The sequence below is a fragment of the Stenotrophomonas sp. 71799_Sma genome (genome assembly GCF_056482505.1).
Window position 1 is genome coordinate 400,637 of sequence record NZ_CM151202.1, and the last position, 24,199, is coordinate 424,835.

A 24,199-nucleotide genomic window follows, 5' to 3' on the forward strand; every position below is an offset into this window, starting at 1 on the left:
TGCAATGGCGCACTCGGCAGTTGGGCACGACGATCACCATCACCAGCAGAGTTTCTTCGAGCGTTGGTTCTTCTCGACCAACCACAAGGACATCGGCACGCTGTACCTGGGTTTCAGCTTCATCATGTTCATCATCGGTGCGGCGATGAGCGTGGTGATCCGCGCTGAGCTGGCGCAGCCGGGCCTGCAGTTCGTCAAGCCCGAGTTCTTCAACCAGATGACCACCGTGCATGCGCTGGTGATGATCTTCGGCGGCGTGATGCCGGCCTTCGTCGGCCTCGCCAACTGGATGATCCCGCTGCAGATCGGCGCGCCGGACATGGCGCTGCCGCGCATGAACAACTGGTCGTTCTGGCTGTTGCCGGTGGCCTTCAGCCTGCTGCTGCTGACCCTGTTCCTGCCCGGTGGTGCGCCGGCCGGCGGCTGGACGCTGTACCCGCCGCTGTCGCTGCAGGGCGGCTACAACGTCGCCTTCAGCGTGTTCGCCATCCACGTGGCCGGCATCAGCTCGATCATGGGCGCGATCAACATCATCGCCACCGTGCTGAACATGCGTGCGCCGGGCATCGACCTGCTGAAGATGCCGATCTTCTGCTGGGCCTGGCTGATCACTGCGTTCCTGCTGATCGCGGTGATGCCGGTGTTGGCCGGTGCGGTGACCATGCTGCTGACCGACAAGTTCTTCGGTACCAGCTTCTTCAACGCCGCCGGTGGCGGTGACCCGGTGATGTACCAGCACATCTTCTGGTTCTTCGGGCACCCCGAGGTCTACATCATGATCCTGCCCGCCTTCGGCGTGGTCAGCGAGATCATCCCGACCTTCAGCCGCAAGCCGCTGTTCGGCTACCAGGCGATGGTGTACGCCACCGCCGCCATCGCGTTCCTGTCGTTCATCGTCTGGGCCCACCACATGTTCACCGTGGGCATGCCGCTGGGTGGCGAGATCTACTTCATGTTCGCCACCATGCTGATCTCGATCCCGACCGGGGTGAAGGTGTTCAACTGGGTCAGCACCATGTGGCGTGGCTCGCTGACGTTCGAGGCACCGATGCTGTGGTCGGTGGCGTTCGTCATCCTGTTCACCATCGGTGGCTTCTCCGGCCTGATGCTGGCGATCGTGGCGGCTGACTTCCAGTACCACGACACCTACTTCGTGGTCGCGCACTTCCACTACGTGCTGGTGACCGGCGCGGTGTTCGCGCTGATCGCGGCGGTGTACTACTGGTGGCCGAAGTGGACCGGGCGGATGTACAGCGAGAAGTGGGCCAAGGTGCACTTCTGGTGGTCGATCGTATTCGTCAACCTGCTGTTCTTCCCGCAGCACTTCCTCGGCCTGGCCGGCATGCCGCGCCGCATTCCCGATTACAGCGTGGCCTTCGCCGACTGGAACCTGATCAGCTCGATCGGCGCGTTCGGCATGTTTGTCACCCCGTTCATGATGGCCGCGATCCTGCTGTCCTCGCTGCGCAATGGCGAGAAGGCCGAGGCCCGTTCCTGGGAAGGTGCGCGTGGCCTGGAGTGGACGCTGCCGTCGCCGGCACCGGCGCATACGTTCACCACGCCGCCGACCATCCGCCCGGGGGATCTGGCGCATGACGACATCACGCATTGAGGTGGGGCATGCATAACGAAAGCCCGCTCCCGATCGGTAGAGTCGAGCCATGCTCGACTGACGAAAAGCAGCCGACCAACGGTCGGCTCTACAACAGCGAAAAGCAGCCGAGCATGGCTCGGCTCTACAACAGCGCGGGCGACGCCCCGGAAAACGGCATCGAGCAGCAACGCCAGCGCGCCAGGCGCACGGCGATGTGGGTCGGCGCCATCGCCGTGCTGGTCTACGTCGGCTTCATCCTCAGTGGGGTGATCGGCCGATGAGCGACGCACCGGCCAGCACACCGTCACGCAGTGCGGGGCTGCCGCGCCTGATCGGCGTGGCGGTGGCGGTGTTCCTGCTCACGTTCTCGCTGGTACCGCTGTACCGCATCGCCTGCGAAAAGGTGTTCGGCGTGCGCCTGGAACGCGGTCCCGGCGGCGAGGCCAGTACCGGCGCGGCGGCCGGCAAGCGCACCGTGCGCGTGGAATTCGATGGCGGGGTCAACTCACGGCTGCCATGGTCGTTCCATCCCGAGCAGCTGACCATGGACGTGGTGCCCGGCGAACTCAACGAAGCGCTGTACTTCGCCCGCAATGACAGCCAGCAGGCAGTGGTCGGCAGTGCGGTGCCTTCGGTGGCGCCGGCGCGTGCGTCGGGCTTCTTCAGCAAGACCGAGTGCTTCTGCTTCACCGCGCAGACGCTGCAGGCCGGCGAGAAGCGCGACATGCCGGTGCGCTTCATCGTCGATCCGGACCTGCCACCGGAGATCAAGACGATCACCTTGTCCTACACCTTCTACCGCAACGACGCGCTGTCCGATCGGCTGGCTCCGGCCGCCACCTCGGAAGGCGCGCACGCCGCACCCTGACCTCGGATACCGACATGGCCCAGACACCGACCGACGCCAACGTGTACTTCGTCCCGGCCCAGAGCAAATGGCCGTTCGTGGGTTCCATCGCGATGATGGTGACCATGGTCGGTGTGGCCAGCTGGCTCAACGATGCCAGCTGGGGACGCTGGACGTTCTACATCGGCATCGCGATGCTGGTGCTGACCCTGTTCTGGTGGTTCAGCGACGTGGTGCGCGAATCGCAGGCCGGCAACTACAACCATCAGGTCGATGGCTCGTTCCGGATGGGGATGATCTGGTTCATCTTCTCCGAAGTGATGTTCTTCGGTGCGTTCTTCGGCGCGCTGTTCTACACCCGCAACCTGGGCCTGTCGTGGCTCAGCGGCGAAGGCCGCGGGGTGATGACCAACGAGCTGCTCTGGCAGGGCTATTCCGCCGGATGGCCGACCAATGGCCCGGCGGCGATCGGTGGCGCGTTCCAGACCATTCCGGCCTGGGGCCTGCCGCTGATCAACACGCTGATCCTGCTGACCTCCGGCGTGACCCTGACCATTGCCCATCACGCGCTGAAGGCGGGCAACCGTCGCCAGCTGCTGATCTGGCTGGGCCTGACCGTGGTGCTCGGCCTCGGCTTCCTGACCCTGCAGGCGGAGGAGTACATCCACGCCTACAAGGAACTGAACCTGACGCTCGGTTCGGGCATCTACGGTTCAACGTTCTTCATGCTGACCGGCTTCCACGGCGCGCACGTGCTGCTGGGCACGATCATGCTGATCGTGATGTGGCTGCGATCGGCCAAGGGGCACTTCACCCGCGACAACCATTTCGGTTTCGAAGCCGCCGCGTGGTACTGGCACTTCGTCGACGTGGTGTGGCTGATGCTCTTCATGTTCGTCTACGTGCTTTGACCGCGCACGTATCGGTGGCCTCAGCCGCCGATGCCGTGCGGTTTGATCCAGCCCATGTAGATGCTCACGATCACCAGCAGGATCAACGCCACCGACACCGCGATGCGGCGGGTCAGTGCGTTGACCGTGCGCTTGGTCTGGCCGCGGTCGACCAGCAGGTAATACAGGCCGGCGCCCAGATTCCAGACGATGACGATCAGAAACGCGATTACCAGCAGGGTCTTCAGCGAATCACTCATGCGCGGCTCGAGGGCAGGGTGGATGCGCCTATCTGACCGCGTTTGCGCGGACTTGTCATGATGCGCCAGCACACGCGCCTGATCGGCTGGCTGTTGGCGCTGCTGGCGATGGCTGCTTTCACCGCGTTGGGGCTGTGGCAGCTGCAGCGCATGCATGCCAAACAGGCAATGTTGGATGCGCAGGGTCCAGCCGTGGCACAGGCGCTGCCACTGGCGCAGGCTCTGGCGGCGCCCGGCGCGTTGCATGGCGTGGCCGACCACGGCCGCTTCCTGCCCGGCGTGGTGCTGCTGGACAACCAGACCCGGCATGGTCGCGCCGGGGTGAAGATCTATCGTCCGTTCCGCAGTGACGGAGGCAGCGTGCTGCTGGTCGACCTCGGCTGGCGCGCGCTGCCGCCGGATCGCACGCTGCCGGATGTGCCGGCGCCGCCTTCGCCGGTGGCGGTGCGTGGGTTATTGGCGCCGCCGCCGTCGGCGGGACTGGCACTGGGCCCGGCGTTCTCCGCTACCGATGAGGCCGGGCGTTGGCTGGCCAGCCGTTTGCCCGCCGAAGGCCTGGCGGCGGCGCTTGGCCTACCGGTATTGCCCGACCGCGTCCTGCGCCTGGACCCGGCACTGCCATTCGGCGACGAACGCGATCTGGACCTGCTGCCGAACACGCTGCCGCCGCAGCGTCACCTGGGCTACGCCGTGCAGTGGTTCGGCCTGGCCCTGACCGTGCTGGTGGTCGCGCTGGTGCTGGAGTGGCGCAGGAGACGTGCCGTGGCCCGGTAGTGCCGGCCGCTGGCCGGCATCCCCTCGGATTCCTGGATGCCGGCCAGCGGCCGGCACTACCGGGGCACCACACCCGCATCCCTTACCCAACCATGAGAAAATGCCCCGCATGAACACTGCTACGTCCCCGCAGGCGCGCGGCTCCGGCCGCCGGACCCTGGTGCTGCTGTTTGCCGTGTTCTTCGGTGCGATGGCACTGGCCGCCGTGCTGCGCTTCTCCGGCTGGCAACCGACCGGGCACCGCAATGCCGGCCAGCTGCTGAAGCCGCCGGTGGACCTGCGCCAGCAGGCGCCGACCCTGGCCAGCGGCCAGCCCTACGCCTGGAACCCCGAGGCCCGTACCTGGCGTCTGCTGGTGGCGCCGGCCGGTGCCTGCGACGCGCAGTGCGTCACTTTGTCGCAGGGACTGGGCAAGGTGTGGCAGCTGTTCGGCCATAACGCCGATAATGTCGAAATCCTGTGGCTGGGAACGCCACCGGCGTCGATCGCCTCGCTGCCCGCGCTGCGGCCGCTGGCTCCGTCGCCAGCACTGCGCGCGGCCCTGCCCGGCGTCGACGATCCGGCTGGCCTGCCGGTCTACGTGATCGATCCGAACGGCTTCGTGATCATGCGTCATGCCCCGGGCACCGACCTGGGTGGCCTGCGCAAGGACATGGCCACGTTGCTGAAACTGAAGTGAGTCCCGTTTGATGAGCCTTTCCGCGCGTCCGGCGCTGCACCGCAATTTCCACCGCCTGGCGTGGTTCGCCATGATCATGACCGCGAGCACGATCATGTTCGGCGCGTTCGTGCGCCTGTCCGATGCCGGCCTGAGCTGCCCGGACTGGCCGACCTGCTATGGCCAGGCCACCTGGCCGCAGCACGTGGAAGAGACCATCGGCCACCCGGCGGCGGAGATCCGCCCGCTGGAGACCCACAAGGCCTGGCGTGAGCAGGTGCACCGCTTCCTGGCTGGCGCGCTGGGCATCGAGATCCTGACCCTGGCCCTGTTGGCCACGCGCAAGCGGCGATTCGGAAGCACGGCGGTGGTGACCGCCTGCGTGCTGGTGGCCGCCGGCATACCGCTGTACATGATGGGCTGGCATGGCACGGCCAGCGTGCTGGCGTTGATCGGTGAGGCGATCCTGCTGATCGCCGCGCTGCGCTGGAGCAACATCGACCTGGCGCGCGCTGCATTGCTGACCCTGGCGGTGGTGATCTTCCAGGCCTTGCTGGGCATGTGGACGGTGACCCTGCTGCTCAAACCCATCGTAGTGATGGGCCATCTGCTCGGTGGCATGCTGATGTTCGGCCTGCTGGTGTGGATGGCCTGGCGCGCGACGCACATGCCGATCACCCTGGCCGAGGCGCCGAAGCTGAAGTGGCTGCTGCGCATCGGCGTAGCGGTGCTGGTCACCCAGATCGCGCTGGGGGGCTGGGTCAGCGCCAATTACGCGGCGCTGGCCTGCGGCGGTGGCAGCGCCTCGCTGGACAACTTCCCGCGCTGCGCCAACCAGTGGTGGCCGCAGCATAACTTCGTCGAAGGCTTCACCCTGTGGCGTGGCATCGGCGTGGATTACGAAGGCGGCGTGCTGGATGGCGCCTCGCGCATCGCCATCCAGATGGCACACCGCCTGTTCGCGGTGGTGGTGGCCCTCTACCTGCTGTGGCTGGGCGTGCGCCTGTTCCGGTTGCCGAGCATGCGTGGCTGGGCCAGCGCGTTGATCGCGCTGCTGGTGCTGCAGGTCACCCTCGGCATCCTCAATGTGAAGCTGGCGCTGCCGCTGGAAGTGGCGGTGGCCCACAACGGCGTGGCCGTTGCCCTGTTGTTCGTGCTGGTCAGCCTGCTGGCCCGCCTGCGTGCCCCGGACTGATTCCATGTTTTCCAATTACCGCCAGTACTGGGACCTGACCAAGCCCAAGGTCGTTGCCCTCATTGTCTTCACCGCCCTGGTCGGCATGGTCCTGGCCATCCCCGGCGTGCCCAGCTGGGAGCAGGTGCGCGCAGGCGTGCTCGGCTTCCTGGGCATCTGGCTGGCCGCTTCGGCGGCCGCGGCGATCAACCAGCTGCTGGATGCGCACATCGATGCGCAGATGGCCCGCACCTCGTGGCGTCCGCTGGTGGTGGGCAAGGTCAAGCCGTGGCAGGTGCTGGTGTTCGCCGGCGTGCTGATCGTGCTGTCGATGGTCATCCTGGTGCTGTGGGTGAACCTGATCACCGCAGTGCTGACCTTCGCCTCGCTGATCGGTTACGCGGTCATCTACACCGTGTACCTGAAGCGTGCGACCTCGCAGAACATCGTCATCGGTGGCCTGGCCGGCGCGATGCCGCCGATGCTGGGCTGGGCCGCGGTGACCGGCATGCAGGGTTCGTCGGACTGGGCGTACTCGTCGCTGCTGGTGCTGATCATCTTCATCTGGACGCCGCCGCACTTCTGGGCGCTGGCGATCTTCCGCCGCGAGGACTACGCAAAGGCGGAGATCCCCATGCTGCCGGTGACCCACGGCGTGGTGCACACCCGCAAGCAGATCATGGTGTATTCGGTGGTGCTGGCGCTGGTCTGCCTGCTGCCGTACCTGGTGGGCATGAGCGGTGCGTTCTACCTGGGCGGCGCGATCGTGCTCAATGCGGTGTTCCTCTGGTACGCCTGGCGCATGCTCAATCCGCCGGACGAACTGTTCTCGATGAAGATGTTCTATTACTCCATCGTCTACCTGATGGCGCTGTTCGCCTTCCTGCTGGTGGACCACTGGATCCTGCCCTGGTTGTAGAGTCGAGCCATGCTCGACTCGGGGGCGGATCCCCGTCGGGGCTCTGACCCGGTCTGATGGTGGGCGCATCCACGCATGGCGTGGATCTACTTGAACCGCGGTTGCTGTGTCGCCATTGCTGTTCCTGACCTCAAGGAAAGGAAGGCGCAGGGATGCATTCGATCTTCCGCTGGACCAGCGCGCTGCTGCTGGCGCTCGGCATGGCCCTCAATGCGCATGCCGACGACACCGCCGTGCAGATCCGCCAGCACGCCGGTGAGCATCGCCTGCTGGTGCTGGGTGAATTTCACGGTACCCGCGAGACACCGCTGCTGGTACGCCAGCTGGTGGACGACTACAGCCGTAACGGCCCTGTCGTGCTGGCCCTGGAACTGCCGCGTGCAGAGAACCCTGCGCTGCACGACTATCTGGAATCCGATGGCGGGGCCGCGGCGCGCCAGCACCTGCATGGCCGCGCGTTCTGGACCGTGCGCGATGACCAGCATGACGGCCGCCGCAGCCGCGACATGCTGGCGATGATCGAAGACCTGCGTGCGCTGAAGGCACAGGGTCGTGCCATCGATGTGGTCGGCTATGACGTCGACAACAGCGATGGCGGCAACCAGGCACGCGATGACCGCATGGCGGCCGAGCTGCGGCGGCTGTACCGGCGACTGCCGGCTGGCGCACGCATGCTGATGCTGACCGGCAACGTGCACGCCATGCTGCAGCGCCCGCAAGGTATGCCGCCGGAAATGCAGATGCACCCGATGGCGTCGCAGCTGCGGGACCTGGATATCTACAGCGTACGGTTGGGCGCGCAGCGTGGTCAGGCGTGGAGATGCGCGGGCCGCTGCGTGGCGCGGTCACTTCCAGAGCAGGTGGCCACGGCGCCGCGGGTCGATGCCGATGCGAAACGGCCGTACGACCTGTGGGTGTGGATGCCGGAGTTGAGCGTCGGCACGCTGGTGGGCCCGTAACGGCAGGCAACCCATCCACGCATGGCGTGGATCTACTGGTGGTTCACGCCATCGGTGGGAGTAGAGCCACGCCATGCGTGGATGGGCTCTCACGGAACCCGGCGCAGCCAGTGTCGGGTTTCGCCCGGGATGGCTGCAACTGCGCCCATCGACCAAGCCGTCGCGCTGTAGGGTTTTGCCGCGCTGTCAGCTTCCTGCACGCAAGGCGTCACAGATACCGACTGTTCCACCAGACCGGATCATCAACAGTAGATACACAGGTATTGCGGGATGACTCGCAATTCTGTGGAGCAATCAATGAGATGTCATGTTTCTCTGCCCATCGTTCTGTGTGCCGCGCTTACCTGCCTGGCTGGCAATGCGGCAGCAGAAGTAAAAGCACTGAGTCGGGCCAACTGCATTGGATTCATCAACGAATCCGTGACCTATGAACGGCCCTAGTTTCGCAATTTTCAGGGGTCGGCCGTAACCAGGCACGTTCCCCTCGGGAACATTGAGCCGAAGCATGCTTTCGGTGCGCCTAACAATGGACTGTACTCCTGGCGATTTTACGCAGGCGATGGCAGTGATCCAGAACGAATGGTTGTTCACGGATATCACACATGGGTGCTGGGCGGACGCGTATTTACGCAATCCACGAGTGCGGTCGATTGCCAACTTTCGGAGTGGTGAGCATCATGAAGAGTCTTTGCTTTATCGCATTCTCGCTGGCCACGTCGATGTCAGCTCAAGCATCCCAGAATGAACCTGCTCCCGATGCGGTAGGGAGCTGGCTACACCAACGCGCCATGCAGGCTGCAATGCAGGAGGCCTCGGCAATGGGAAGATCGTCCGCCAGCGTGGGCAGCTACCAGATGGTGAAACTGGCAGACCTTGATGCCCCCCGAGAAGTGAAGCGGCAGCTTCGCGATGACATCGAACGATCCAACGGTGTCGTGCGGGTTGCAGCAGGGAGCATCCCAACGCAGGCCGAAATGCTGGCTGCCGTGCCGCGGACTCACCGCTCAACTCCAGAACTGCGCCAGCGCCTGCCGCAGCCACCCAGCAGGCTGGAAAGCAGCCTGCTGGGCGCAGCCGAGATGATTGGCATGGAGCCCAGTGGTGCGTTGGAGGGTGGAAAGTCCTCGGGCTTGAGCCGTTTCTACCGGCTGGAGGGTGTCGGCATCGTGGAGTTCAGCGAGAACAACTTCCTCGCTGCGGGCATGCAGATCGAGGTCATCGCGGAGGCGCAGAACACCGTGGTGGACGGCAAGCCCGCTCACCTCGGGAAGGTTGTGGATAGTGTCGGCCGTACTCGGGTTGAGCTTGCCTGGACGGGAGACAGCAAGACCTACAGTCTGACCGTCACGGGCGAGCCGGGCAGCGACGTGGAGCGCAACGCCCGAGTGCTGCACGACATCGCCGCGGCCATCGTGGATTAGCGGCGGCGTATGCGTCATCCACGCATGGCGTGGATCTACTGCGGGTTCACGCTATCCGCGGTTTGGTAGATCCACGCCGCGCGTGGATGGGCTCTCTACAAAAACCCGCGCGCCCAATCAGGGCGCGCGCTTCGCATACCGCTGCGCGATCACACCGCAGACGATCAGCTGGATCTGGTGGTAGATCATCACCGGCAGCACGATCGCGCCGAGGCTTCCACCGGCGAACAGCACCTTGGCGATCGGCACGCCGGTGGCCAGGCTCTTCTTCGAGCCGCAGAAGACGATGGCGATCTCGTCCTCGCGGTTGAAGCGCAGGCGACGCGCGATGAAGGTGATCAGCGGCATGGCGATGCCCAGCAGCACGGCGGCGACCACCGCCACGGCCAGCAGCGACAGCAGCGGTGTCTTGCTCCACAACCCTTCGGCTACCGCTTCGCCGAACGCCGAATACACCACCAGCAGGATCGTGCCCTGGTCGGTGTAGCGCAGCAGCGCGCGCTGCTTCTCCACCCAGCCGGCAATCCACGGCCGCAGCAGGTGGCCGGCCACGAACGGCACCAGCAGCTGCAGCATGATGCCGCCGATCGCGTGCAGTGGGTCATGCACGCCGCCGGAGGTGCCGGCCAGCGCGGTCAGCAGCAGTGGGGTCAGGAACACGCCGAGGATGCTCGACAGCGAGGCGCTGCACACCGCTGCCGGCACGTTGCCGCGGGCCATGGAGGTGAACGCGATGGACGACTGCACGGTGGACGGCAGGGTGCACAGGAACAGCACGCCCAGGTACAGCTCCGGAGTCAGCAGCCAACCCGACAGTGGCTTGAACATCAGCCCCAGCAGCGGGAACAGGATGAAGGTGCAGGCCAGGATGGTCAGGTGCAGCCGCCAGTGCAGCATGCCGCCGATGATCGACTCGCGCGGCAGGCGCGCGCCATGCAGGAAGAACAGCGCGGCGATGGCGACGGTGGTGACATCGTCGAGCACGATGGCGGCGGCGCCCTTCATCGGCAGCAGCGAGGCCAGGCCGACGGTGCACAGCAGGGCGAGGGTGAAGTTGTCCGGTCGCAGGCGCGACCACCAGCGGGTCATGGTGGGCAGAGTCCTTGGTGCGGAGGGTGGTTCAGGGCGAGGTGACCGGTGTGGCCAGGCGCTGGCGGGTGGCGGCTTCCAGCGACTTCAGGCCGGCGCGCTGGCCGAGCTGAAGCGCCTGCTCCGGGCTGGCATGTTCATAGCGGGCATTGACCAGGCCGAGCACGGCACCGGCGCGGTTGCCGGAGGCGCAGTGCAGCAGCACCGGCCCCTGGCTCTGCTGCAGGGCCTGGTGCACGGCGCGCACATTGGCCGCATCCAGGCCCTCGGCGCCGGCCACCGGAATGCGCACATAGCGCAGGCCCAGCGATTCGGCCGCGTGGATTTCATCGAAGCCGCGGTCTTCGTCGGACTGGCGCAGGTCGATCACGGTGCGCACGCCCTGCGCGGCCAAGGCCTGCAGCTGCGCGGCACTGGGCTGGCCGCCGACATACAGGCCGGGGCGGACTTCGTTCAGGGGCGCGTCTTCGGCCAGGGCCGTCAGCGGCAGGCAGAGCGACAACAACAGCAGGCAGGTCAGGCGCAGCAGCATGGTCCTCTCCGTGAAAACGTTCTGCCCGCTACAGGCGCAGTCCGGCGCGCGCCTTCAGCAGCTCGCGCAGTTCGTATTTGTCAGTATCGTCCAGGCCCTGCTGGCGCTGCTTTGCCAACAACTCCTCCAGACGTTGCACCAGCAGCTGTTTCTCCAGCTGGGCCACTGCGTCGTGCAGTTCCTGGGTCCAGCTGGCTTCGGTGCCGGGCAGCGTCTGTGCGGCCAATGTATGCAGCGAGGCCTGTTCCTCGCGGCCGTCGAAGTGTTCCAGCAGGGCGCCGGTGCTGATGTCCGGGCGCTGTTCGACCAGCCCCAGCAGCTCCAGCAGCAGTTCCACACCAGGCAGGCGAAGGCCCTGGAAGTGATGCTTGCCGCCCAGGGTCAGCGCCAGCGACGGCTGCTGCAGCAGCACGGCGATCGCGCCGCGCACCAGGCTGCGCCTGGCCACTGGCTGGATCGTGCGCGAAGGCTGGCGTTGCGGCATCGACGTGCGTGCAGCCTGGGCGTTGCCGCCGAGCCCGGTCAGCTGCGCCAGCTGCTGCTTCATCAGGTCGCCGAAGGCGCCGTCGGGAATCTGCGCCAGCATCGGCTTTGCGCGCTCGGCCAGGCGCGCCTTGCCATCGAGCGTGCCCAGGTTGATTTCGCGGGTGAGCTCGTCGAAGAAGAACTGCGACAGCGGCGTGGCCTGTTTCAGGCGTTCGTTGAAGGCTTCGGCGCCTTCCTTGCGCACGATGGTGTCCGGGTCTTCGCCATCGGGCAGGAACAGGAAGAAGGCCTGGCGGCCATCCTTCATGCGCGGCAGCACCGACTCCAGCGCCTTCCAGCCGGCGCGGCGGCCGGCGGCGTCGCCATCGAAGCAGAAGAACACATCCGGTGCGTTGCGGAACAGCAGCTCGGCATGGTCCGGCGTGGTTGCGGTACCCAGCGTTGCCACCGCCTGGGTGACCCCGAACTGGAACAGCGAGACCACGTCCATGTAGCCCTCGACCACGATCAGCCGCTCGATCTTCTGGTTGGCCTGGCGCACCTGCCACAGGCCGTACAGTTCGCGGCCCTTGTGGAACAGCGCGGTCTCGGGCGAGTTGAGGTACTTGGGGCCGTCGTCCTTCTCGAACACGCGGCCACCGAAGGCGATGACCCGGCCGCGGCGGTCGAAGATCGGGAACATCACCCGGTCGCGGAACTTGTCGTAGACGTGGCCGCGATCGTTCTTGGAGAACAGGCCGGCGCGGTCGAGCAGCTTCATCCGCCGCTCGTCCTTGCCCAGCGCATCGCGCAGGCCGCTGTAACCATCCGGCGCGTAGCCGATCTGGAAGCGCGCGCGGTTCTCTTCATCCACACCGCGGCCATCCAGGTAGCTGCGGGCCTTGTCGCTGCCCTGCAGGTTGCTCTGGAAAAACTTCGTGGCCGCCTCAAGCGCCGAGTACAGCTCGCGGCTGTCTTCCTGCTGCTGCGGGCTGCGCGGATTCTCGCTGCGCGGCACTTCCATGCCTGCGCGCTTGGCCAGTTCATCCACCGCGTCGAGGAATTCGAGGCGGTCGTAGTTCATCAGGAAGCTGATCGCGGTGCCGTGCGCGCCACAGCCGAAGCAGTGATAGAACTGCTTGGTGGGCGAGACCGTGAACGACGCCGAGCGCTCGTCATGGAACGGGCAACGCGCTGCGTACTCCTTGCCCTGTCGCTTCAACGGCACGCGGCTGCCCACCACCTCGACGATGTCGGAGCGGGCGAGCAGATCGTCGATGAAAGCGTCGGGGATACGGGCCATGGGCAACAGAACGGGGCGCGGCCGCAGGGCGCGCAGCAGGGGCGGCAGGTTCCCCTAGTTTACTCGCTGGCGGTGCCGGGGCTGGCCTGTTCCGCATCGGCCCCGGCCCTGGCCAGTTGCGCCCGTGCATGCTGCCGTTCGTCGATCACCGCGGTCATCAACGCACCGACGAAGAACACGGCGGTGGCGTAGTAGATCCAGACCAGCGAGATCACCAGCGCGCCCATCGAACCGTAGGCGCTGCCCGGGGCCACCGTGGCGATGTAGACGCCGATGCCATAGCGGCCGAGGGTGAACAGCACCGAGGTGATGGCACCGCCGATGAAGGCCTGGCGCCAGGCCACGCGGCGGTCCGGCAGGTAGTGGTAGAGGAAGGCGAAGGCCAGCGTGTACAGCAGCAGCGAGGTCAGGTAGCCGATTGCCGGCAGTACCGAGGGCAGTTGCGCGAACACCACCTGCAGTGCGGTGGTGGCGGTCATCGACAGGATCAGCAGGAAGCCCAGTGCCAACACCACGCCGAATGAGAACACGCGCTTGCGCAGCCAGGCCTTGATGCCTTCCAGACGCTGGCCGCTGGTGTGGAAGATCCGGTTCAGCGCGTTCTGCAGCTGGGCGAACACCGCCGTGGCGCCGATGAACAGCAGCAGCGTGCTCCACAGCCCGGCCAATGAACCGACGCTGGGCTGGCTGTTGGCGTTGTGCAGCACGGTGTCGGCGACGCTGGCCACGCTGCTGCCGGCCACCGAACCGATCTGGCTGATCAACGTCTGTTGTGCCGGTGGGTACAGCGAGGCGGTCAGCCACAGCAGCAGCACCAGCAGCGGTGCCATCGACAGCAGGGCGTAGAAGGAGACCGAGGCGGCCTGGGTCAGCACGTCGATTTCGACGAAGCGCTTGGTGACGGCCATCGGGAAGCTGTCCTGCAGGCGGTCAGCGTAGTGGCGAAGCCGTGCGGGAATGCCGTGGGGACGCGTGTCGGCGGGGGAGTGCGATTGCTCGACCATGGGGATGTTGTAGCAGCCGGGGGTCGAAGGTGCGGTGAAGCGGGTGCATCAATGGGGTCAGAGCCCTTCCGCGATGCGAAAGGGATCCGACCCCGGCAATGGCTTACGCCAGCTGCTGCTTGACCAGCTTGGAGACCAGACCCATGTCGGCCTGGCCAGCGAGCTTGGGCTTCAATGCGCCCATCAGCTTGCCCATGTCGGCCGGACCGGAAGCGCCGGTCTCGGCGATGGCGGCCTGGATCGCGGCGACGATCTCGGCTTCGCCCATCTTGGCCGGCAGGTAGGCTTCGATGACCACGATCTCGGCGCGCTCGATCTCCGCCAGGTCCTCGCGGTTGGCGGCTTCGAACTGGCTGACCGAGTCCTTGCGCTGCTTGACCATCTTGTCGAGCACGGCGATCACGGCGGTGTCATCCAGCTCGATGCGCTCGTCCACTTCGCGCTGCTTGATGGCGGCGTTGATCAGGCGGATCACGCCCAGCTTGTGCTTCTCGCCCGCCTTCATGGCGGCCTTCATGTCTTCGGTGAGCTGCTGCTTCATGCTCATGAGGAACCTCGTGGTGGTAGGTGGGGCGGGGCGGATGCCCGAACCCGGAAACGCAAAAAGCCGGCGACGCTCGCGCGTGCCGGCTTCGGCTCCATCGCGACAGGCAAGCCCATCGCAATGAAGATGCGTCCGATCAGTACAGGCGCTGACGCTTGGTAACGTCGCGCGACGAGCGGCGCAGCTGACGCTTCACAGCAGCGGCGGCCTTGCGCTTGCGCTCCTGGGTCGGCTTTTCGTAGAACTCGCGCTTGCGGGTTTCGGCCAGCACACCGGCCTTTTCGCAAGTGCGCTTGAAGCGGCGAAGAGCAAACTCGAAGGGCTCGTTCTCGCGGACTTTGACGCTGGGCATGGAATCTCCGGGACACAGTAGAACCGGGTCACGCCCGGCGAGCCGCACATTATAGCGGCGAATAGACAAACTGCAAGCGGCCAACCCTGAATACGGGCCAGAGGTTCGAAAGCAGTGAGACCTGCACGTCCCCCGAGGGGGCGGCAGGGGCGTCATAATAGCAGGCATGCGAGTCCTTGGCATCGAATCTTCCTGTGATGAGACCGGCGTGGCGGTGTATGACACCGACCTGGCCGGCAGCGCGGCCCTGCGCGCCCATGCGGTCTACAGCCAGATCGCCCTGCACGCCGAATACGGTGGTGTGGTGCCCGAACTGGCCAGCCGCGACCACGTCCGCAAGCTGCTGCCGCTGGTGCGCCAGACCCTGGCCGACGCCGGCCTGGGTGTAGGTGATATCGACGGCGTGGCCTATACGGCCGGTCCCGGCCTGGTCGGCGCACTGCTGGTCGGCGCCGGCGTGGCGCGGTCGCTGGCCTGGGCGCTGGAGGTGCCGGCGGTGGGCGTACACCATATGGAAGGCCACCTGCTGGCCCCGCTGATGGAGGACGACCCGCCGGAAGCGCCGTTCGTGGCGCTGCTGGTGTCCGGTGGCCATACCCAGCTGGTGGCGGTGGACGCGATCGGCCAGTACCGCCTGTTGGGCGAAACCCTGGACGATGCCGCCGGCGAGGCCTTCGACAAGACCGCCAAGATGATGGGCCTGCCCTATCCGGGCGGCCCGCAGCTGGCCAGGCTGGCCGAGCAGGGCACGCCGGGTGTCTACCGCTTCGCGCGGCCGATGACCGACCGCCCGGGGTTGGATTTCAGCTTCTCCGGCCTGAAGACCCAGGTCCTGATGGCCTGGCGCGACAGTGACCAGAGCGAACAGACCCGCGCCGACATCGCTCGGGGCTTCGAAGACGCCGTGGTCGAGACTCTGTCGATCAAATGCGAGCGCGCGCTGGAAGCGGCCGGCACCAACGTGATCGTGGTGGCTGGCGGCGTCGGCGCCAACAAGCGCCTGCGCGCACGCCTGCAGCAGATGGCCGAGCGCCTCGGCGGACGGGCCTGTTTCCCGCGGCCGGCACTGTGCACCGACAACGGCGCGATGATCGCCTTCGCCGGCGCGCTGCGGCTGCAGGCCGGCCAGCACAGCCCGCCGAAGGTGGACGTCACCCCCCGCTGGGACATGGCGACCCTGCCTGCGGTGTAAGCCCCGGAACCGGTAGCGCCGGGCCATACCCGGCGGACACATTACGGACGCCCTGCCAACGGCGACGCCGCTAATACCGTCGTTGCCCGCTCATGGCGTTGCAACCAGCCCAGCGTATGCGGGCAGCGCGCATGGATCAGCCGCCCGATCGCAGCCAGGTCGGCACCGATGTCGCGTTCCAGGATGGGTTCGTGGTGGGCGATCCGATTGCGCAGGAGGCGGATGCGTCCGATGTCTGCGTGGATGCTCGTGCGGACGACGCTGAGAGCATTCTGTGGCGCGTTCGGCAACGCAATCTTCAAGCCCCGCGTCCAGATGGCTCCCTCGAAGCGCCGCGTGAAAAGCTGCTGCCAGAACGCGAAGCGAAGGCTGGCGATGATCTCCTGAGTGTCCATCCGACGACCAGCCTGTCTATGGAGATCCTGCAAGGCCGACAACGCGCCATCTGCTGGCATCCGCTGCAGCAGTGCAGGATGCCAGGGCCAGCGCGGCCCAAAGGCATGCGCCAGCGCCGCGGCCACCGCGTTGCGGATTACGATTTCACAGACGTGCAGGGGGGATAGCAGCGCGCCGCACATCTGCATGTTCCATACGTAAAGCGAGGCGGCATCCAAAGAGTGCCGGTCCGCGATACGTTTGTACGTCGCCCACCGTGGGCGTGACAGCGCTGCCTGCAGGATTCGTTGCTCTCTCATCAAATGCGGGACCACATGGCGGATCATCAGCCTGCGCTGGTTGCCGCTGGCGTGATATCGGGCAATGCCGCCGCGTCAGGCAGCAGAATTCCTGTATTGCCCTTGGCTTCCTCCAGCATGTCGCGATTGACTCTGGACCGTCGAGGGAATGAACGTCATGATCTGCATCGTGTGCTTCGGGACTCGCGGCTGGATTCCAGCTCCCCCCGAGGACGTTGAGAGGTACCAAAGGGCCCCGCTAGCAGGGCCCTTTGTTTTTTGGAAATGCGGGTATAGTCGGAATCGCCTCTTGATCCGCAGACCTCACCCGCTTCAATTTCGACGCCTGCGCCACCGGGACTCGCGGCTGTTCAACAGCTCCCCCCGGGGACAAGCGGTAGTACCAGAGGGCCCTGCTAGCGGGGCTCTTTGTTTTTCCCAGTGCCGCATTCCTGCCGGCCACCCACCGCCCGTTCCGGGCAGGCTCACCGTGGTGCCGTTACCATGGCCCCCTGTATTCGGGCTGGTTAAGCGCAATGGACAAGGTTTTCATCGAGGGGCTGACGATCGACGCCCTGATCGGTATCTACGATTGGGAACGACGGATCCGCCAGGACCTGGTGTTCGACCTGGAAATGGGCTTTGACAACCGTCGTCCCGCGGCCTCCGACGACATCGCCCATACCCTGAACTACAAGGCGGTGAGCAAGCGCCTGGAGCAGTTCGTGCGCGAGTCGGAATTCGGCCTGGTGGAAACCCTGGCCGAGCGCTGCGCACAGATCGTGCTGGACGAATTCGACGTGAAGTGGCTGCGTCTGAAACTGAGCAAGCCGGGCGCGGTGCGTGGCGCGCGCGCGGTGGGCGTGATCATCGAGCGCTCGCGGGACTGATCCGGTAGTGCCGGCCGCTGGCCGGCACCCCCAACAACAACGACAACGCAAGGAGACAACTGATGGTGGACGCGGTGGTGGCGGTACAGTGGCTGGAACGGCTGCAGAACACACTGGAACCCTATCCTGGCGCCTACCTGGCGTTGATGATCACGGCGCTGCTGGTCGCAGCCGGCCTGGCCAACTGGGTGACCAAGCGCATCCTGGTGCGTGGCCTGCGGCGCCTGCTGCAGCGCCTGCCCGGTGCCGAGTCCGGGCGCGGCAGCCATCTGATGCGGGTCATCTCGCGCCTGTCCAACGTGGTGCCCAGCCAGGTGATCGCCTCGGGCATCACCCTCATTCCCGACCTGCCACCCGGCCTGGTCAACGTCATCATCAAGCTGTGCATCGTATGGGCCGTGCTGACGGTGTCGATGGCGTTCTCGCATGCGCTGGACGCGGCCAACAGCCTGTACGAGCGCAAGCCCGATGCGCGCAACAAGCCGATCAAGGGCTACCTGCAGGTGGTCAAGATCGTGGTGTTCGTGGCCGCCGGCTTGTCCATCATTGCGACCCTGCTGGGGGTGAAGCTGGGCCCGCTGGTGACCGGCCTGGGCGCGGCCACCGCAGTGCTGATGCTGATTTTCCAGGACACCATCCTGTCGCTGGTGGCCAGTGTGCAGATCAGTGGCGATGGCCGTGTGCGCATCGGCGACTGGATCGAAATGCCCAGCCAGAATGCCGACGGTGACGTCATCGATATCGCGCTGCACACCGTCACCGTGCAGAACTTCGACAAGACCATCACCACCATCCCGACCAAGAAACTGGTGACCGAGTCGTTCAAGAACTGGCGCGGCATGCAGGAGGCCGGCGGCCGCCGCATCAAGCGTGCGCTGTATCTGGACCAGCACAGTGTCGGCTTCCTGGACGAGGGCGACCTGGCCTTCCTTGGCCAGTTCGCGCTGCTGCGTGATTACCTGCAGGAGAAGGAGCAGGAGCTTGGCCAGTGGAACGGGCGCCTGCGCGAACAGGGCGTGGCCGAGGTCAACAGCCGCCGGGTGACCAACCTGGGTACCTTCCGGGCCTATGTGGAGCGCTACCTGCGCAACCACCCGGGCATCCATACCGACATGACCCTGCTGGTACGGCAGCTGCAGCCGACCACCGAGGGCCTGCCGCTGGAGCTGTACTGCTTCACCCGCAGCACCGCCTGGGGCGAGTACGAGGCGGTGCAGTCGGACATCTTCGACCACCTGCTGGCGATCCTGCCGGCCTTCGGCCTGCGCGTGTTCCAGGCCTCCAGTGACGCCATGTTGATGGCCGGGCAGCGCCAGTTGGCTGGGTCGGAGTAAGCTGCGATGCCTCCGGCGGGGCCATACGGACCCCGCTGGTGGCTGAAACTGAATGAAAAAACCTCTCGCCAAATCGCCCGGGATCGCTAGAATGCCGGGCTTGTAAACGTTTTCATCAAGGACTGCCGGTGGCCTCCGATCGCATCGAATCCCTCATTGCCCAGATGACCGTCGAGGAAAAGGTCGGCCAGCTGGGTGTCTTCGCGGACATGGTCCGCCCGTTCGCCCCGGACGTGAACCCGGAAGCCAACGTGCGCAATGCCGACCAGGTGCTGCAGCAGGTGCGCGAGGGCAAGGTCGGTTCCCTGTTCAACGGCGTGGGCGCCGAGCTGGGCCGCCGCATCCAGCAGGTCGCCACCGAAGAGAGCCGCCTGGGCATCCCGGTGATCCTGGCCGCCGACGTCATCCACGGCATGCGCACCGTGTTCCCGATTCCGCTGGGCGAGGCCGCCAGCTTCGAGCCGGAGCTGGCCGAGCGCACCGCGCGCGCCACCGCTGTCGAAGCCACTGCTGCTGGCCTGCACTGGACCTATGCGCCGGCCGTGGACATCGCCCGCGACCAGCGCTGGGGCCGTGGCGCCGAAGGTGCTGGCGAAGACGTGGTGCTGGGGTGTGCGTTCGCCGCCGCCCGCGTACGCGGCTTCCAGGGCAGCGACCTGCGCGCTGCCGATTCGCTGCTGGCCACGCCCAAGCACTTCGCCGCCTATGGCGCGGTGATGGCCGGCATGGAATACAACATGGTGGACATCTCGCCGCAGACCCTGCGCGACGTGCACCTGCCGCCGTTCAAGGCTGCGTTCGACGCCGGCGCGATCACCGTGATGTCCTCGTTCAACGACATCAACGGCGTGCCGGCCAGCGCCAACGCCGAACTGCTGACCGACATCCTGCGCGGTGAGTGGAAGTTCCCGGGCGTGGTGATCTCCGATTACACCGCCGACATGGAACTGGTCGCGCACGGTTATGCCGCCGACGACCGCGATGCCACCGCCAAGGCGTTCACCGCCGGCCTCGACCTGAGCATGCAGAGCGGCTTCTACGCCGAGCACCTGCCGGGCCTGGTCGAGAGCGGCGAGGTGCCGATGGCGGTGCTGGATGAAGGCGTGCGCCGCATCCTGTGGCTGAAGGAAACCATCGGCCTGTTCGACGACCCGTACCGCTCGCTGGACCCGGCGCGCGAAGCCGACACCTCGCACATCGCTGCGCATGACGAACTGTCGCGCGATGCCGCGCGTCGCTCGATCGTGCTGCTGAACAACCGCGACAACGTGCTGCCGTTGCAGAAGACCGGGCAGAAGATCGCCCTGATCGGCCCGTTCGTGCAGGACCGCGAAAACATCGAAGGCTGCTGGACGCTGTTCGGCGACAAGCAGCGCTACGTGGATCTGGAAACCGGCGTGCGCGCCGCCATCGGCGATGAAGCGCTGCTGGAAATCGTGCCGGGTTGCGATCTGGAAGCCGCGATTCCGGGCGGTACCGAAGCGGCCGTGGCCGCCGCGCTGCGCGCCGACGTGGTGGTGCTGGCGCTGGGCGAACCGCAGCGTTACAGCGGTGAAGCGCAGTCGCGCGTGGAGATCACCCTGCCGCCGGCACAGCAGGCGCTGGCCGAGGCAGTGGCGATGACCGGCAAGCCGCTGGTGGTGCTGCTGCGCAATGGCCGCGCGCTGGCGCTGCAGGGCGCGGTGCGCAATGCACAGGCCGTGGCGGTGACCTGGTACCTGGGCACCCAGACCGGCCATGCCGTGGCCGATGTGCTGTTCGGCGACTACAGCCCGTCCGGCCGACTGCCGGTCAGCTTCCCGCAGGTGTCCGGCCAGCAGCCGTACTTCTACAATCACCCGCGCACCGGCCGCCCGGAACTGCCGACCATGTCGGAGTTCAAGGCCCGCTGGCGCGAGATTCCGAACGAGCCGCTGTACCCGTTCGGGCATGGCATCGGCTACACCACCTTCGCCTATGGCGTGCCGCAGTTGAGTGCGGGCCAGCTCGGCTGGGACGACACCCTGACCATCACCACCACGCTCACCAACAGCGGCGACGTGGCCGGCGAGGAAGTGGTGCAGCTGTACATCCACGACCGCGTGGCCAGCCGCGTACGTCCGGTGCGCGAACTGAAGGACTTCCGCAAGGTGGCGCTGCAGCCGGGCGAGTCGACCGAAGTGGTGTTCACCCTGACCCGCGAGCAGCTGGCGTTCACTGGCCGCGACGGCGTACTGCGTGCGGAGCCGGGCCAGTTCGATGTGTGGGTGTGCGCGTCCTCGGCCGCTGGTGAGGCGGTGCAGTTCGAGCTGCTGAAGGCCTGATCGAGAAAAAGGGGACGGAGGGGATTAAGTCGTTTGTGCCACTAACGACTTAATCCCCTCCGTCCCCTTTTTGTTGTCCTCACCGCGGCGGCGCTACCATCGGGCTCCCTGTTTCGATGGAGTGCGCGCATGCGCCGGATGGCTTGTCTGATTCCCGCCCTGGTGCTGGCCGCCTGCTCGCAGCCGGCGGCACCGCCGGCCGAGCCTGCGGCGGATGCACCGCCGCCGATGGAGGCCAGTGTTGCGGCGACGCCTGCGGCTGAACCGGCGAAGGCTGCTGCCGAGCCGGCCGGCGCCGCACCGACGGATGCGCCCGCGGAAGACGCGCGTGCACGCATTGAGACGCTGCTCGGCGACGCCGCGCAGTACGAGAAGGTGTTCAATGCGTTCAAGACCGCGGTGGTCGGCGGTGATCGCGCTGCGGTGGTGGAGGAAGTGCGCTTCCCGCTGAATATCGCTAACGGAAGGAAGATCACCGGCCCCGGTGAGTTCCAGCGCAACTACGAGAAGATCATCACCCCGGCGGTGGTCAAGGCGGTGTCCGAACAGGACTTCGGCAAGGTCTTCGTCAACCACCAGGGCGTGATGATCGGTGATGGCCAGGTGTGGTTGAACGGGCAGTGCCTGGACCAGGCTTGCACGAAGACCGAGGTGAAGGTCATCACCATTCAATGAACGCAGACGGCCCCGCGTGCGGGGCCGTTGCGGGAAAACGTGCCGGCCAGCGGCCGGCACTACCATCCTGTCAGGTTTTCGGGGTGAGCTTCAGCAGGCGCGCCTTGTTGCCGTCTTCCAGCAGCCACAGTGCGCCATCCGGCCCCTGTTCCACTTCGCGGATGCGTTCGCCCATGTTGAAGCGTTCGGCTTCGCGCGCGCTGTCACCATCGAATGCCACGCGCACCAGCGAGGTGGAGGACAGGCCACCGATGAAGCCGCTGCCCTTCCACTGCGGGAACAGGTTCCCGCTGTAGATCACGAAGCCGGCCGGCGAGATGACTGGCGTCCAGGTCACCTTCGGGGCGGCGAACTCCGGGCGGGTATCGTGGTCGGGAATCGGGCGGCCGTCGTAGTGGTTGCCGTTGGAGACGATCGGGTAGCCGTAGTTGGCGCCGCGCACGATCAGGTTCAGCTCGTCGCCGCCGGCCGGGCCCATCTCGTGCGCCCACAGCTTGCCGTTGGCATCGAAGGCCATGCCGAGGATGTTGCGGTGGCCCAGCGACCACACCTGCGCGGCAACACCGCCCTGCGAGGCGAACGGGTTGTCGGCGGGCAGGCTGCCGTCGTCGTTGAGGCGGATGATCTTGCCGAGATTGCCGCCCATGTCCTGGGCCGGATCAAACTTCTGCCGCTCGCTGGAGCTGATCCACAGCTTGCCGTCCGGGCCGAAGACGAGGCGGTGGCCGTAGTGGCCCTCACCACTGACCTTGGGGCTCTGCCGCCAGATCACCTTCAGGTCCTTCAGCTCACCGCCACCGTTGGCGTCCAGCGCCAACGTGGCACGGGCCACGGCAGCACCGCGGGTATCCAGCGTGCCTTCCTCGGCATAGCTGAGATAGATCACGTGGTTGCTTGCGAACTGCGGATGCAGGATCACGTCACCGAAACCACCCTGGCCACCGTAGGCGACCTTCGGAACGCCGGTGATCTCGTGTTTCTGGCCGCCGGCCAGGTCCAGATGCTGCAGCTTGCCGCGCTTTTCGGTGACCAGCAGGCTGCCATCGGGCAGGAAGGTCATTGCCCACGGCTGGTCGAAACGACTGATTTCGGATGCGGTGAACGGTCGCTGGTCGGCAGCGTCTGTGCTGGCAGCGGCAGCTTTCTGCCCACTGGCATCGGGGCCGGCGGCACTGCAGGCCGTGGTGGCGAGGATCGGCAACAGGCCGAGGACGAGCAGCAGGGGCGTGCGGGTCATGGGTATCTCCAGCGGAAGGGGATGCGGATGGCCAAGCTCTCCCTTGTATACCACCGGGGCGGTGACGGTCCTGGCCCGAAGGTCCTGTTTCCCCCTGTGCGGCGGCGGCGGGATCGTCTAGGGTGGGTTCGCCCGGGCAAAGCATGCCCGCCTGACTGCAAGGAACCGCAATGAACGCACCGATCATCCATCGACCCTCGCCGGCCTTCATTGCCGCCTCCTGGGTGGCCCTGCTGCTCGGCGCGGTGGCCTACCTGATAGGCCTGTTCAATGCGGAGATGCCGCTGAACGAGAAGGGCTACTACCTCACCCTGCTCCTGTTTGGCCTGTTCGCAGCGGTGTCGCTGCAGAAGAGCGTGCGCGACCGTGTCGAGGGCATTCCGGTGAGTGGCCTGTACTACGCGCTGTGCTGGTTCGCATTGCTGTCTGCGCTGTTGTTGCTGCTGGTTGGCCTGTGGAACGCCACCCTGGTGCTGAGCGAGAAGGGCTTCTACGGCATGGCCTACGCGCTGTCGCTGTTCGGTGCGGTGGCGGTGCAGAAGAACACCCGCGACCTGATCGCCGCCGGTGGCGGTGAAGGCAAGCGCAGCACGGCCGTGCCGCCGCTGCCGGAACAGGAATGATGCAGCAATGGTGGCGCCGGGCATGGCCCGGCGTTGCCGCATAACGGGTCCGTCAGGGGCCGCGTGCCAGGCGCGGTTCCACCTGCTGCGCTTCCTCCCAGCCACGGCGCACGGCACTGCGTGCCTGCGCCCAGTCCAGGCGGCTGCGGCCTCGTTCACTGGCCCAGCGTGATTCCAGCTCGCGTTCCACTTCCTCGTAGGCGCGGATCATGTCCTGCGCACGTGCGGCGTGGCCGATGCGGTAGGCCGGCTCATAGTCCTCGAAGAACAGCTCGTCGTCGTAGTACGGCTCGGCGGTGTAGCGCTCGCGCCAGTAGTTGCTGACCGCATCGCGCGGTGTGCTGTCGTCCGGTACGCGGCCGGGAATCTGGTACTCGGTCATGGAAGGGCTCCGTTGTTGACGAAGCCTGATCGTGCCTGTGCGGTGGTTAATGGCCCGGTCCGGCAGCGTGAAGGGCGAGTCTGTAGAGTCGAGCCATGCTCGAC

The 24,199-nt window shown here is 66.1% G+C and carries 26 protein-coding genes; 16 read left to right on the forward strand and 10 right to left on the reverse strand.

Annotation, left to right across the window (positions count from 1 at the left end; all coding sequences use genetic code 11):
* Positions 1-4 precede the first annotated feature (4 nt).
* The 4 genes from ctaD to ACZK4Z_RS01805 are packed head-to-tail and all read left to right on the forward strand — an operon-like array spanning position 5 to position 3,352.
* The gene (gene ctaD / locus ACZK4Z_RS01790; protein WP_004153896.1) at positions 5-1,612 is read left to right on the forward strand and encodes a cytochrome c oxidase subunit I; all 1,608 of its coding nucleotides are present in this window, start codon (positions 5-7) and stop codon (positions 1,610-1,612) included.
* Between the two features lie 8 nt (positions 1,613-1,620).
* Positions 1,621-1,875, forward strand: a complete 255-nt coding sequence (locus tag ACZK4Z_RS01795) for a hypothetical protein (protein ID WP_125895786.1) — start codon at positions 1,621-1,623, stop codon at positions 1,873-1,875.
* Positions 1,872-2,462 carry a cytochrome c oxidase assembly protein gene (locus ACZK4Z_RS01800; protein WP_125895787.1) on the forward strand — a complete coding sequence of 197 codons (591 nt, stop codon included), beginning with the start codon at positions 1,872-1,874 and terminating at the stop codon, positions 2,460-2,462. Before ACZK4Z_RS01795 ends, ACZK4Z_RS01800 begins: the two co-directional genes overlap by 4 nt.
* 14 nt (positions 2,463-2,476) lie before the next feature.
* Positions 2,477-3,352, forward strand: coding sequence for a cytochrome c oxidase subunit 3 (locus tag ACZK4Z_RS01805; protein WP_005412024.1), 876 nt, complete (start codon positions 2,477-2,479; stop codon positions 3,350-3,352).
* A gap of 20 nt (positions 3,353-3,372) precedes the next feature.
* Here the strand turns inward: ACZK4Z_RS01805 and ACZK4Z_RS01810 are convergent, their stop codons facing one another.
* A complete protein-coding gene (locus ACZK4Z_RS01810; RefSeq protein WP_005412025.1) occupies positions 3,373-3,591 on the reverse strand; it encodes a twin transmembrane helix small protein in 219 nt (72 codons plus the stop codon).
* A gap of 57 nt (positions 3,592-3,648) precedes the next feature.
* Here ACZK4Z_RS01810 and ACZK4Z_RS01815 point away from each other — a divergent pair, with 57 nt between their 5' ends.
* From ACZK4Z_RS01815 to ACZK4Z_RS01840, 6 genes are all read left to right on the forward strand, one after another.
* On the forward strand, positions 3,649-4,365 hold the full coding sequence (locus tag ACZK4Z_RS01815) for an SURF1 family protein (RefSeq protein WP_125895788.1): 717 nt from the start codon (positions 3,649-3,651) through the stop codon (positions 4,363-4,365).
* A gap of 109 nt (positions 4,366-4,474) precedes the next feature.
* Positions 4,475-5,044, forward strand: coding sequence for a hypothetical protein (locus ACZK4Z_RS01820; RefSeq protein WP_032129724.1), 570 nt, complete (start codon positions 4,475-4,477; stop codon positions 5,042-5,044).
* Positions 5,045-5,054: 10 nt separating this feature from the next.
* Positions 5,055-6,218: a COX15/CtaA family protein gene (locus tag ACZK4Z_RS01825; protein ID WP_049421194.1), complete on the forward strand. Its 1,164-nt coding sequence runs from the start codon at positions 5,055-5,057 to the stop codon at positions 6,216-6,218.
* 4 nt (positions 6,219-6,222) lie between these two features.
* Entirely contained in the window at positions 6,223-7,116 is an 894-nt protein-coding gene (cyoE, locus tag ACZK4Z_RS01830; protein ID WP_010484229.1) for a heme o synthase, read from the forward strand.
* A gap of 152 nt (positions 7,117-7,268) precedes the next feature.
* The gene (locus ACZK4Z_RS01835; protein ID WP_125895672.1) at positions 7,269-8,075 is read left to right on the forward strand and encodes a calcium-binding protein; all 807 of its coding nucleotides are present in this window, start codon (positions 7,269-7,271) and stop codon (positions 8,073-8,075) included.
* A 788-nt stretch (positions 8,076-8,863) separates the two neighbouring features.
* Entirely contained in the window at positions 8,864-9,496 is a 633-nt protein-coding gene (locus ACZK4Z_RS01840; protein ID WP_478451142.1) for a hypothetical protein, read from the forward strand.
* A 117-nt stretch (positions 9,497-9,613) separates the two neighbouring features.
* Here the strand turns inward: ACZK4Z_RS01840 and ACZK4Z_RS01845 are convergent, their stop codons facing one another.
* The 6 genes from ACZK4Z_RS01845 to rpsU all read right to left on the reverse strand — a co-directional run bounded on the left by ACZK4Z_RS01845 (position 9,614) and on the right by rpsU (position 14,785).
* Positions 9,614-10,585: a bile acid:sodium symporter family protein gene (locus tag ACZK4Z_RS01845; RefSeq protein ID WP_125895674.1), complete on the reverse strand. Its 972-nt coding sequence runs from the start codon at positions 10,583-10,585 to the stop codon at positions 9,614-9,616.
* 31 nt (positions 10,586-10,616) lie between these two features.
* On the reverse strand, positions 10,617-11,117 hold the full coding sequence (locus ACZK4Z_RS01850; RefSeq protein ID WP_125895675.1) for a protein tyrosine phosphatase family protein: 501 nt from the start codon (positions 11,115-11,117) through the stop codon (positions 10,617-10,619).
* A gap of 28 nt (positions 11,118-11,145) precedes the next feature.
* Positions 11,146-12,885, reverse strand: a complete 1,740-nt coding sequence (gene dnaG / locus ACZK4Z_RS01855) for a DNA primase (protein WP_125895676.1) — start codon at positions 12,883-12,885, stop codon at positions 11,146-11,148.
* A 59-nt stretch (positions 12,886-12,944) separates the two neighbouring features.
* Positions 12,945-13,889 (reverse strand): YihY/virulence factor BrkB family protein, encoded by a 945-nt coding sequence (locus ACZK4Z_RS01860; protein WP_125895677.1) that lies wholly within the window; start codon positions 13,887-13,889, stop codon positions 12,945-12,947.
* Between the two features lie 103 nt (positions 13,890-13,992).
* Entirely contained in the window at positions 13,993-14,436 is a 444-nt protein-coding gene (locus ACZK4Z_RS01865) for a GatB/YqeY domain-containing protein (RefSeq protein ID WP_004153909.1), read from the reverse strand.
* A gap of 133 nt (positions 14,437-14,569) precedes the next feature.
* Positions 14,570-14,785 carry a 30S ribosomal protein S21 gene (rpsU, locus tag ACZK4Z_RS01870; RefSeq protein ID WP_002808376.1) on the reverse strand — a complete coding sequence of 72 codons (216 nt, stop codon included), beginning with the start codon at positions 14,783-14,785 and terminating at the stop codon, positions 14,570-14,572.
* Between the two features lie 166 nt (positions 14,786-14,951).
* Here rpsU and tsaD point away from each other — a divergent pair, with 166 nt between their 5' ends.
* On the forward strand, positions 14,952-15,977 hold the full coding sequence (tsaD, locus tag ACZK4Z_RS01875) for a tRNA (adenosine(37)-N6)-threonylcarbamoyltransferase complex transferase subunit TsaD (protein ID WP_032129730.1): 1,026 nt from the start codon (positions 14,952-14,954) through the stop codon (positions 15,975-15,977).
* A 41-nt stretch (positions 15,978-16,018) separates the two neighbouring features.
* On the opposite strand, the gene ACZK4Z_RS01880 is transcribed toward tsaD, so the two are convergent.
* Positions 16,019-16,672 (reverse strand): hypothetical protein, encoded by a 654-nt coding sequence (locus ACZK4Z_RS01880; protein WP_032130383.1) that lies wholly within the window; start codon positions 16,670-16,672, stop codon positions 16,019-16,021.
* A 515-nt stretch (positions 16,673-17,187) separates the two neighbouring features.
* Here ACZK4Z_RS01880 and folB point away from each other — a divergent pair.
* The 4 genes from folB to ACZK4Z_RS01900 all read left to right on the forward strand — a co-directional run bounded on the left by folB (position 17,188) and on the right by ACZK4Z_RS01900 (position 21,853).
* Positions 17,188-17,541, forward strand: a complete 354-nt coding sequence (gene folB / locus ACZK4Z_RS01885; RefSeq protein WP_025878255.1) for a dihydroneopterin aldolase — start codon at positions 17,188-17,190, stop codon at positions 17,539-17,541.
* Positions 17,542-17,603: 62 nt separating this feature from the next.
* Positions 17,604-18,875, forward strand: a complete 1,272-nt coding sequence (locus ACZK4Z_RS01890; RefSeq protein WP_065724843.1) for a mechanosensitive ion channel family protein — start codon at positions 17,604-17,606, stop codon at positions 18,873-18,875.
* 128 nt (positions 18,876-19,003) lie between these two features.
* The gene (locus ACZK4Z_RS01895) at positions 19,004-21,178 is read left to right on the forward strand and encodes a glycoside hydrolase family 3 N-terminal domain-containing protein (RefSeq protein WP_125895678.1); all 2,175 of its coding nucleotides are present in this window, start codon (positions 19,004-19,006) and stop codon (positions 21,176-21,178) included.
* A gap of 129 nt (positions 21,179-21,307) precedes the next feature.
* Positions 21,308-21,853, forward strand: a complete 546-nt coding sequence (locus ACZK4Z_RS01900; RefSeq protein WP_180838568.1) for a hypothetical protein — start codon at positions 21,308-21,310, stop codon at positions 21,851-21,853.
* Between the two features lie 70 nt (positions 21,854-21,923).
* Here the strand turns inward: ACZK4Z_RS01900 and ACZK4Z_RS01905 are convergent, their stop codons facing one another.
* The gene (locus ACZK4Z_RS01905) at positions 21,924-23,090 is read right to left on the reverse strand and encodes a PQQ-dependent sugar dehydrogenase (RefSeq protein ID WP_125895680.1); all 1,167 of its coding nucleotides are present in this window, start codon (positions 23,088-23,090) and stop codon (positions 21,924-21,926) included.
* Positions 23,091-23,260: 170 nt separating this feature from the next.
* Here ACZK4Z_RS01905 and yiaA point away from each other — a divergent pair, with 170 nt between their 5' ends.
* Positions 23,261-23,713 (forward strand): inner membrane protein YiaA, encoded by a 453-nt coding sequence (gene yiaA, locus ACZK4Z_RS01910; RefSeq protein WP_125895681.1) that lies wholly within the window; start codon positions 23,261-23,263, stop codon positions 23,711-23,713.
* A 52-nt stretch (positions 23,714-23,765) separates the two neighbouring features.
* On the opposite strand, the gene ACZK4Z_RS01915 is transcribed toward yiaA, so the two are convergent.
* Positions 23,766-24,095, reverse strand: a complete 330-nt coding sequence (locus ACZK4Z_RS01915; RefSeq protein WP_293796614.1) for a hypothetical protein — start codon at positions 24,093-24,095, stop codon at positions 23,766-23,768.
* Positions 24,096-24,199 lie beyond the last annotated feature (104 nt).

Coding starts and splice junctions, on each gene's coding strand:
- ACZK4Z_RS01850 (WP_125895675.1), bottom strand. CDS start 11,117: ATGCTGCTGCGCCTGACCTGCCTGCTGTTGTTGTCGCTCTGCCTGCCG.
- ACZK4Z_RS01800 (WP_125895787.1), top strand. CDS start 1,872: ATGAGCGACGCACCGGCCAGCACACCGTCACGCAGTGCGGGGCTGCCG.
- ACZK4Z_RS01845 (WP_125895674.1), bottom strand. CDS start 10,585: ATGACCCGCTGGTGGTCGCGCCTGCGACCGGACAACTTCACCCTCGCC.
- ACZK4Z_RS01835 (WP_125895672.1), top strand. CDS start 7,269: ATGCATTCGATCTTCCGCTGGACCAGCGCGCTGCTGCTGGCGCTCGGC.
- ACZK4Z_RS01860 (WP_125895677.1), bottom strand. CDS start 13,889: ATGGTCGAGCAATCGCACTCCCCCGCCGACACGCGTCCCCACGGCATT.
- ACZK4Z_RS01865 (WP_004153909.1), bottom strand. CDS start 14,436: ATGAGCATGAAGCAGCAGCTCACCGAAGACATGAAGGCCGCCATGAAG.
- ACZK4Z_RS01840 (WP_478451142.1), top strand. CDS start 8,864: ATGCAGGCTGCAATGCAGGAGGCCTCGGCAATGGGAAGATCGTCCGCC.
- ACZK4Z_RS01900 (WP_180838568.1), top strand. CDS start 21,308: ATGCGCCGGATGGCTTGTCTGATTCCCGCCCTGGTGCTGGCCGCCTGC.
- ctaD (WP_004153896.1), top strand. CDS start 5: ATGGCGCACTCGGCAGTTGGGCACGACGATCACCATCACCAGCAGAGT.
- yiaA (WP_125895681.1), top strand. CDS start 23,261: ATGAACGCACCGATCATCCATCGACCCTCGCCGGCCTTCATTGCCGCC.
- dnaG (WP_125895676.1), bottom strand. CDS start 12,885: ATGGCCCGTATCCCCGACGCTTTCATCGACGATCTGCTCGCCCGCTCC.
- ACZK4Z_RS01810 (WP_005412025.1), bottom strand. CDS start 3,591: ATGAGTGATTCGCTGAAGACCCTGCTGGTAATCGCGTTTCTGATCGTC.
- ACZK4Z_RS01820 (WP_032129724.1), top strand. CDS start 4,475: ATGAACACTGCTACGTCCCCGCAGGCGCGCGGCTCCGGCCGCCGGACC.
- ACZK4Z_RS01795 (WP_125895786.1), top strand. CDS start 1,621: ATGCATAACGAAAGCCCGCTCCCGATCGGTAGAGTCGAGCCATGCTCG.
- ACZK4Z_RS01815 (WP_125895788.1), top strand. CDS start 3,649: ATGATGCGCCAGCACACGCGCCTGATCGGCTGGCTGTTGGCGCTGCTG.
- ACZK4Z_RS01805 (WP_005412024.1), top strand. CDS start 2,477: ATGGCCCAGACACCGACCGACGCCAACGTGTACTTCGTCCCGGCCCAG.
- ACZK4Z_RS01880 (WP_032130383.1), bottom strand. CDS start 16,672: ATGAGAGAGCAACGAATCCTGCAGGCAGCGCTGTCACGCCCACGGTGG.
- rpsU (WP_002808376.1), bottom strand. CDS start 14,785: ATGCCCAGCGTCAAAGTCCGCGAGAACGAGCCCTTCGAGTTTGCTCTT.
- ACZK4Z_RS01915 (WP_293796614.1), bottom strand. CDS start 24,095: ATGACCGAGTACCAGATTCCCGGCCGCGTACCGGACGACAGCACACCG.
- ACZK4Z_RS01890 (WP_065724843.1), top strand. CDS start 17,604: ATGGTGGACGCGGTGGTGGCGGTACAGTGGCTGGAACGGCTGCAGAAC.
- cyoE (WP_010484229.1), top strand. CDS start 6,223: ATGTTTTCCAATTACCGCCAGTACTGGGACCTGACCAAGCCCAAGGTC.
- folB (WP_025878255.1), top strand. CDS start 17,188: ATGGACAAGGTTTTCATCGAGGGGCTGACGATCGACGCCCTGATCGGT.
- ACZK4Z_RS01825 (WP_049421194.1), top strand. CDS start 5,055: ATGAGCCTTTCCGCGCGTCCGGCGCTGCACCGCAATTTCCACCGCCTG.
- ACZK4Z_RS01905 (WP_125895680.1), bottom strand. CDS start 23,090: ATGACCCGCACGCCCCTGCTGCTCGTCCTCGGCCTGTTGCCGATCCTC.
- tsaD (WP_032129730.1), top strand. CDS start 14,952: ATGCGAGTCCTTGGCATCGAATCTTCCTGTGATGAGACCGGCGTGGCG.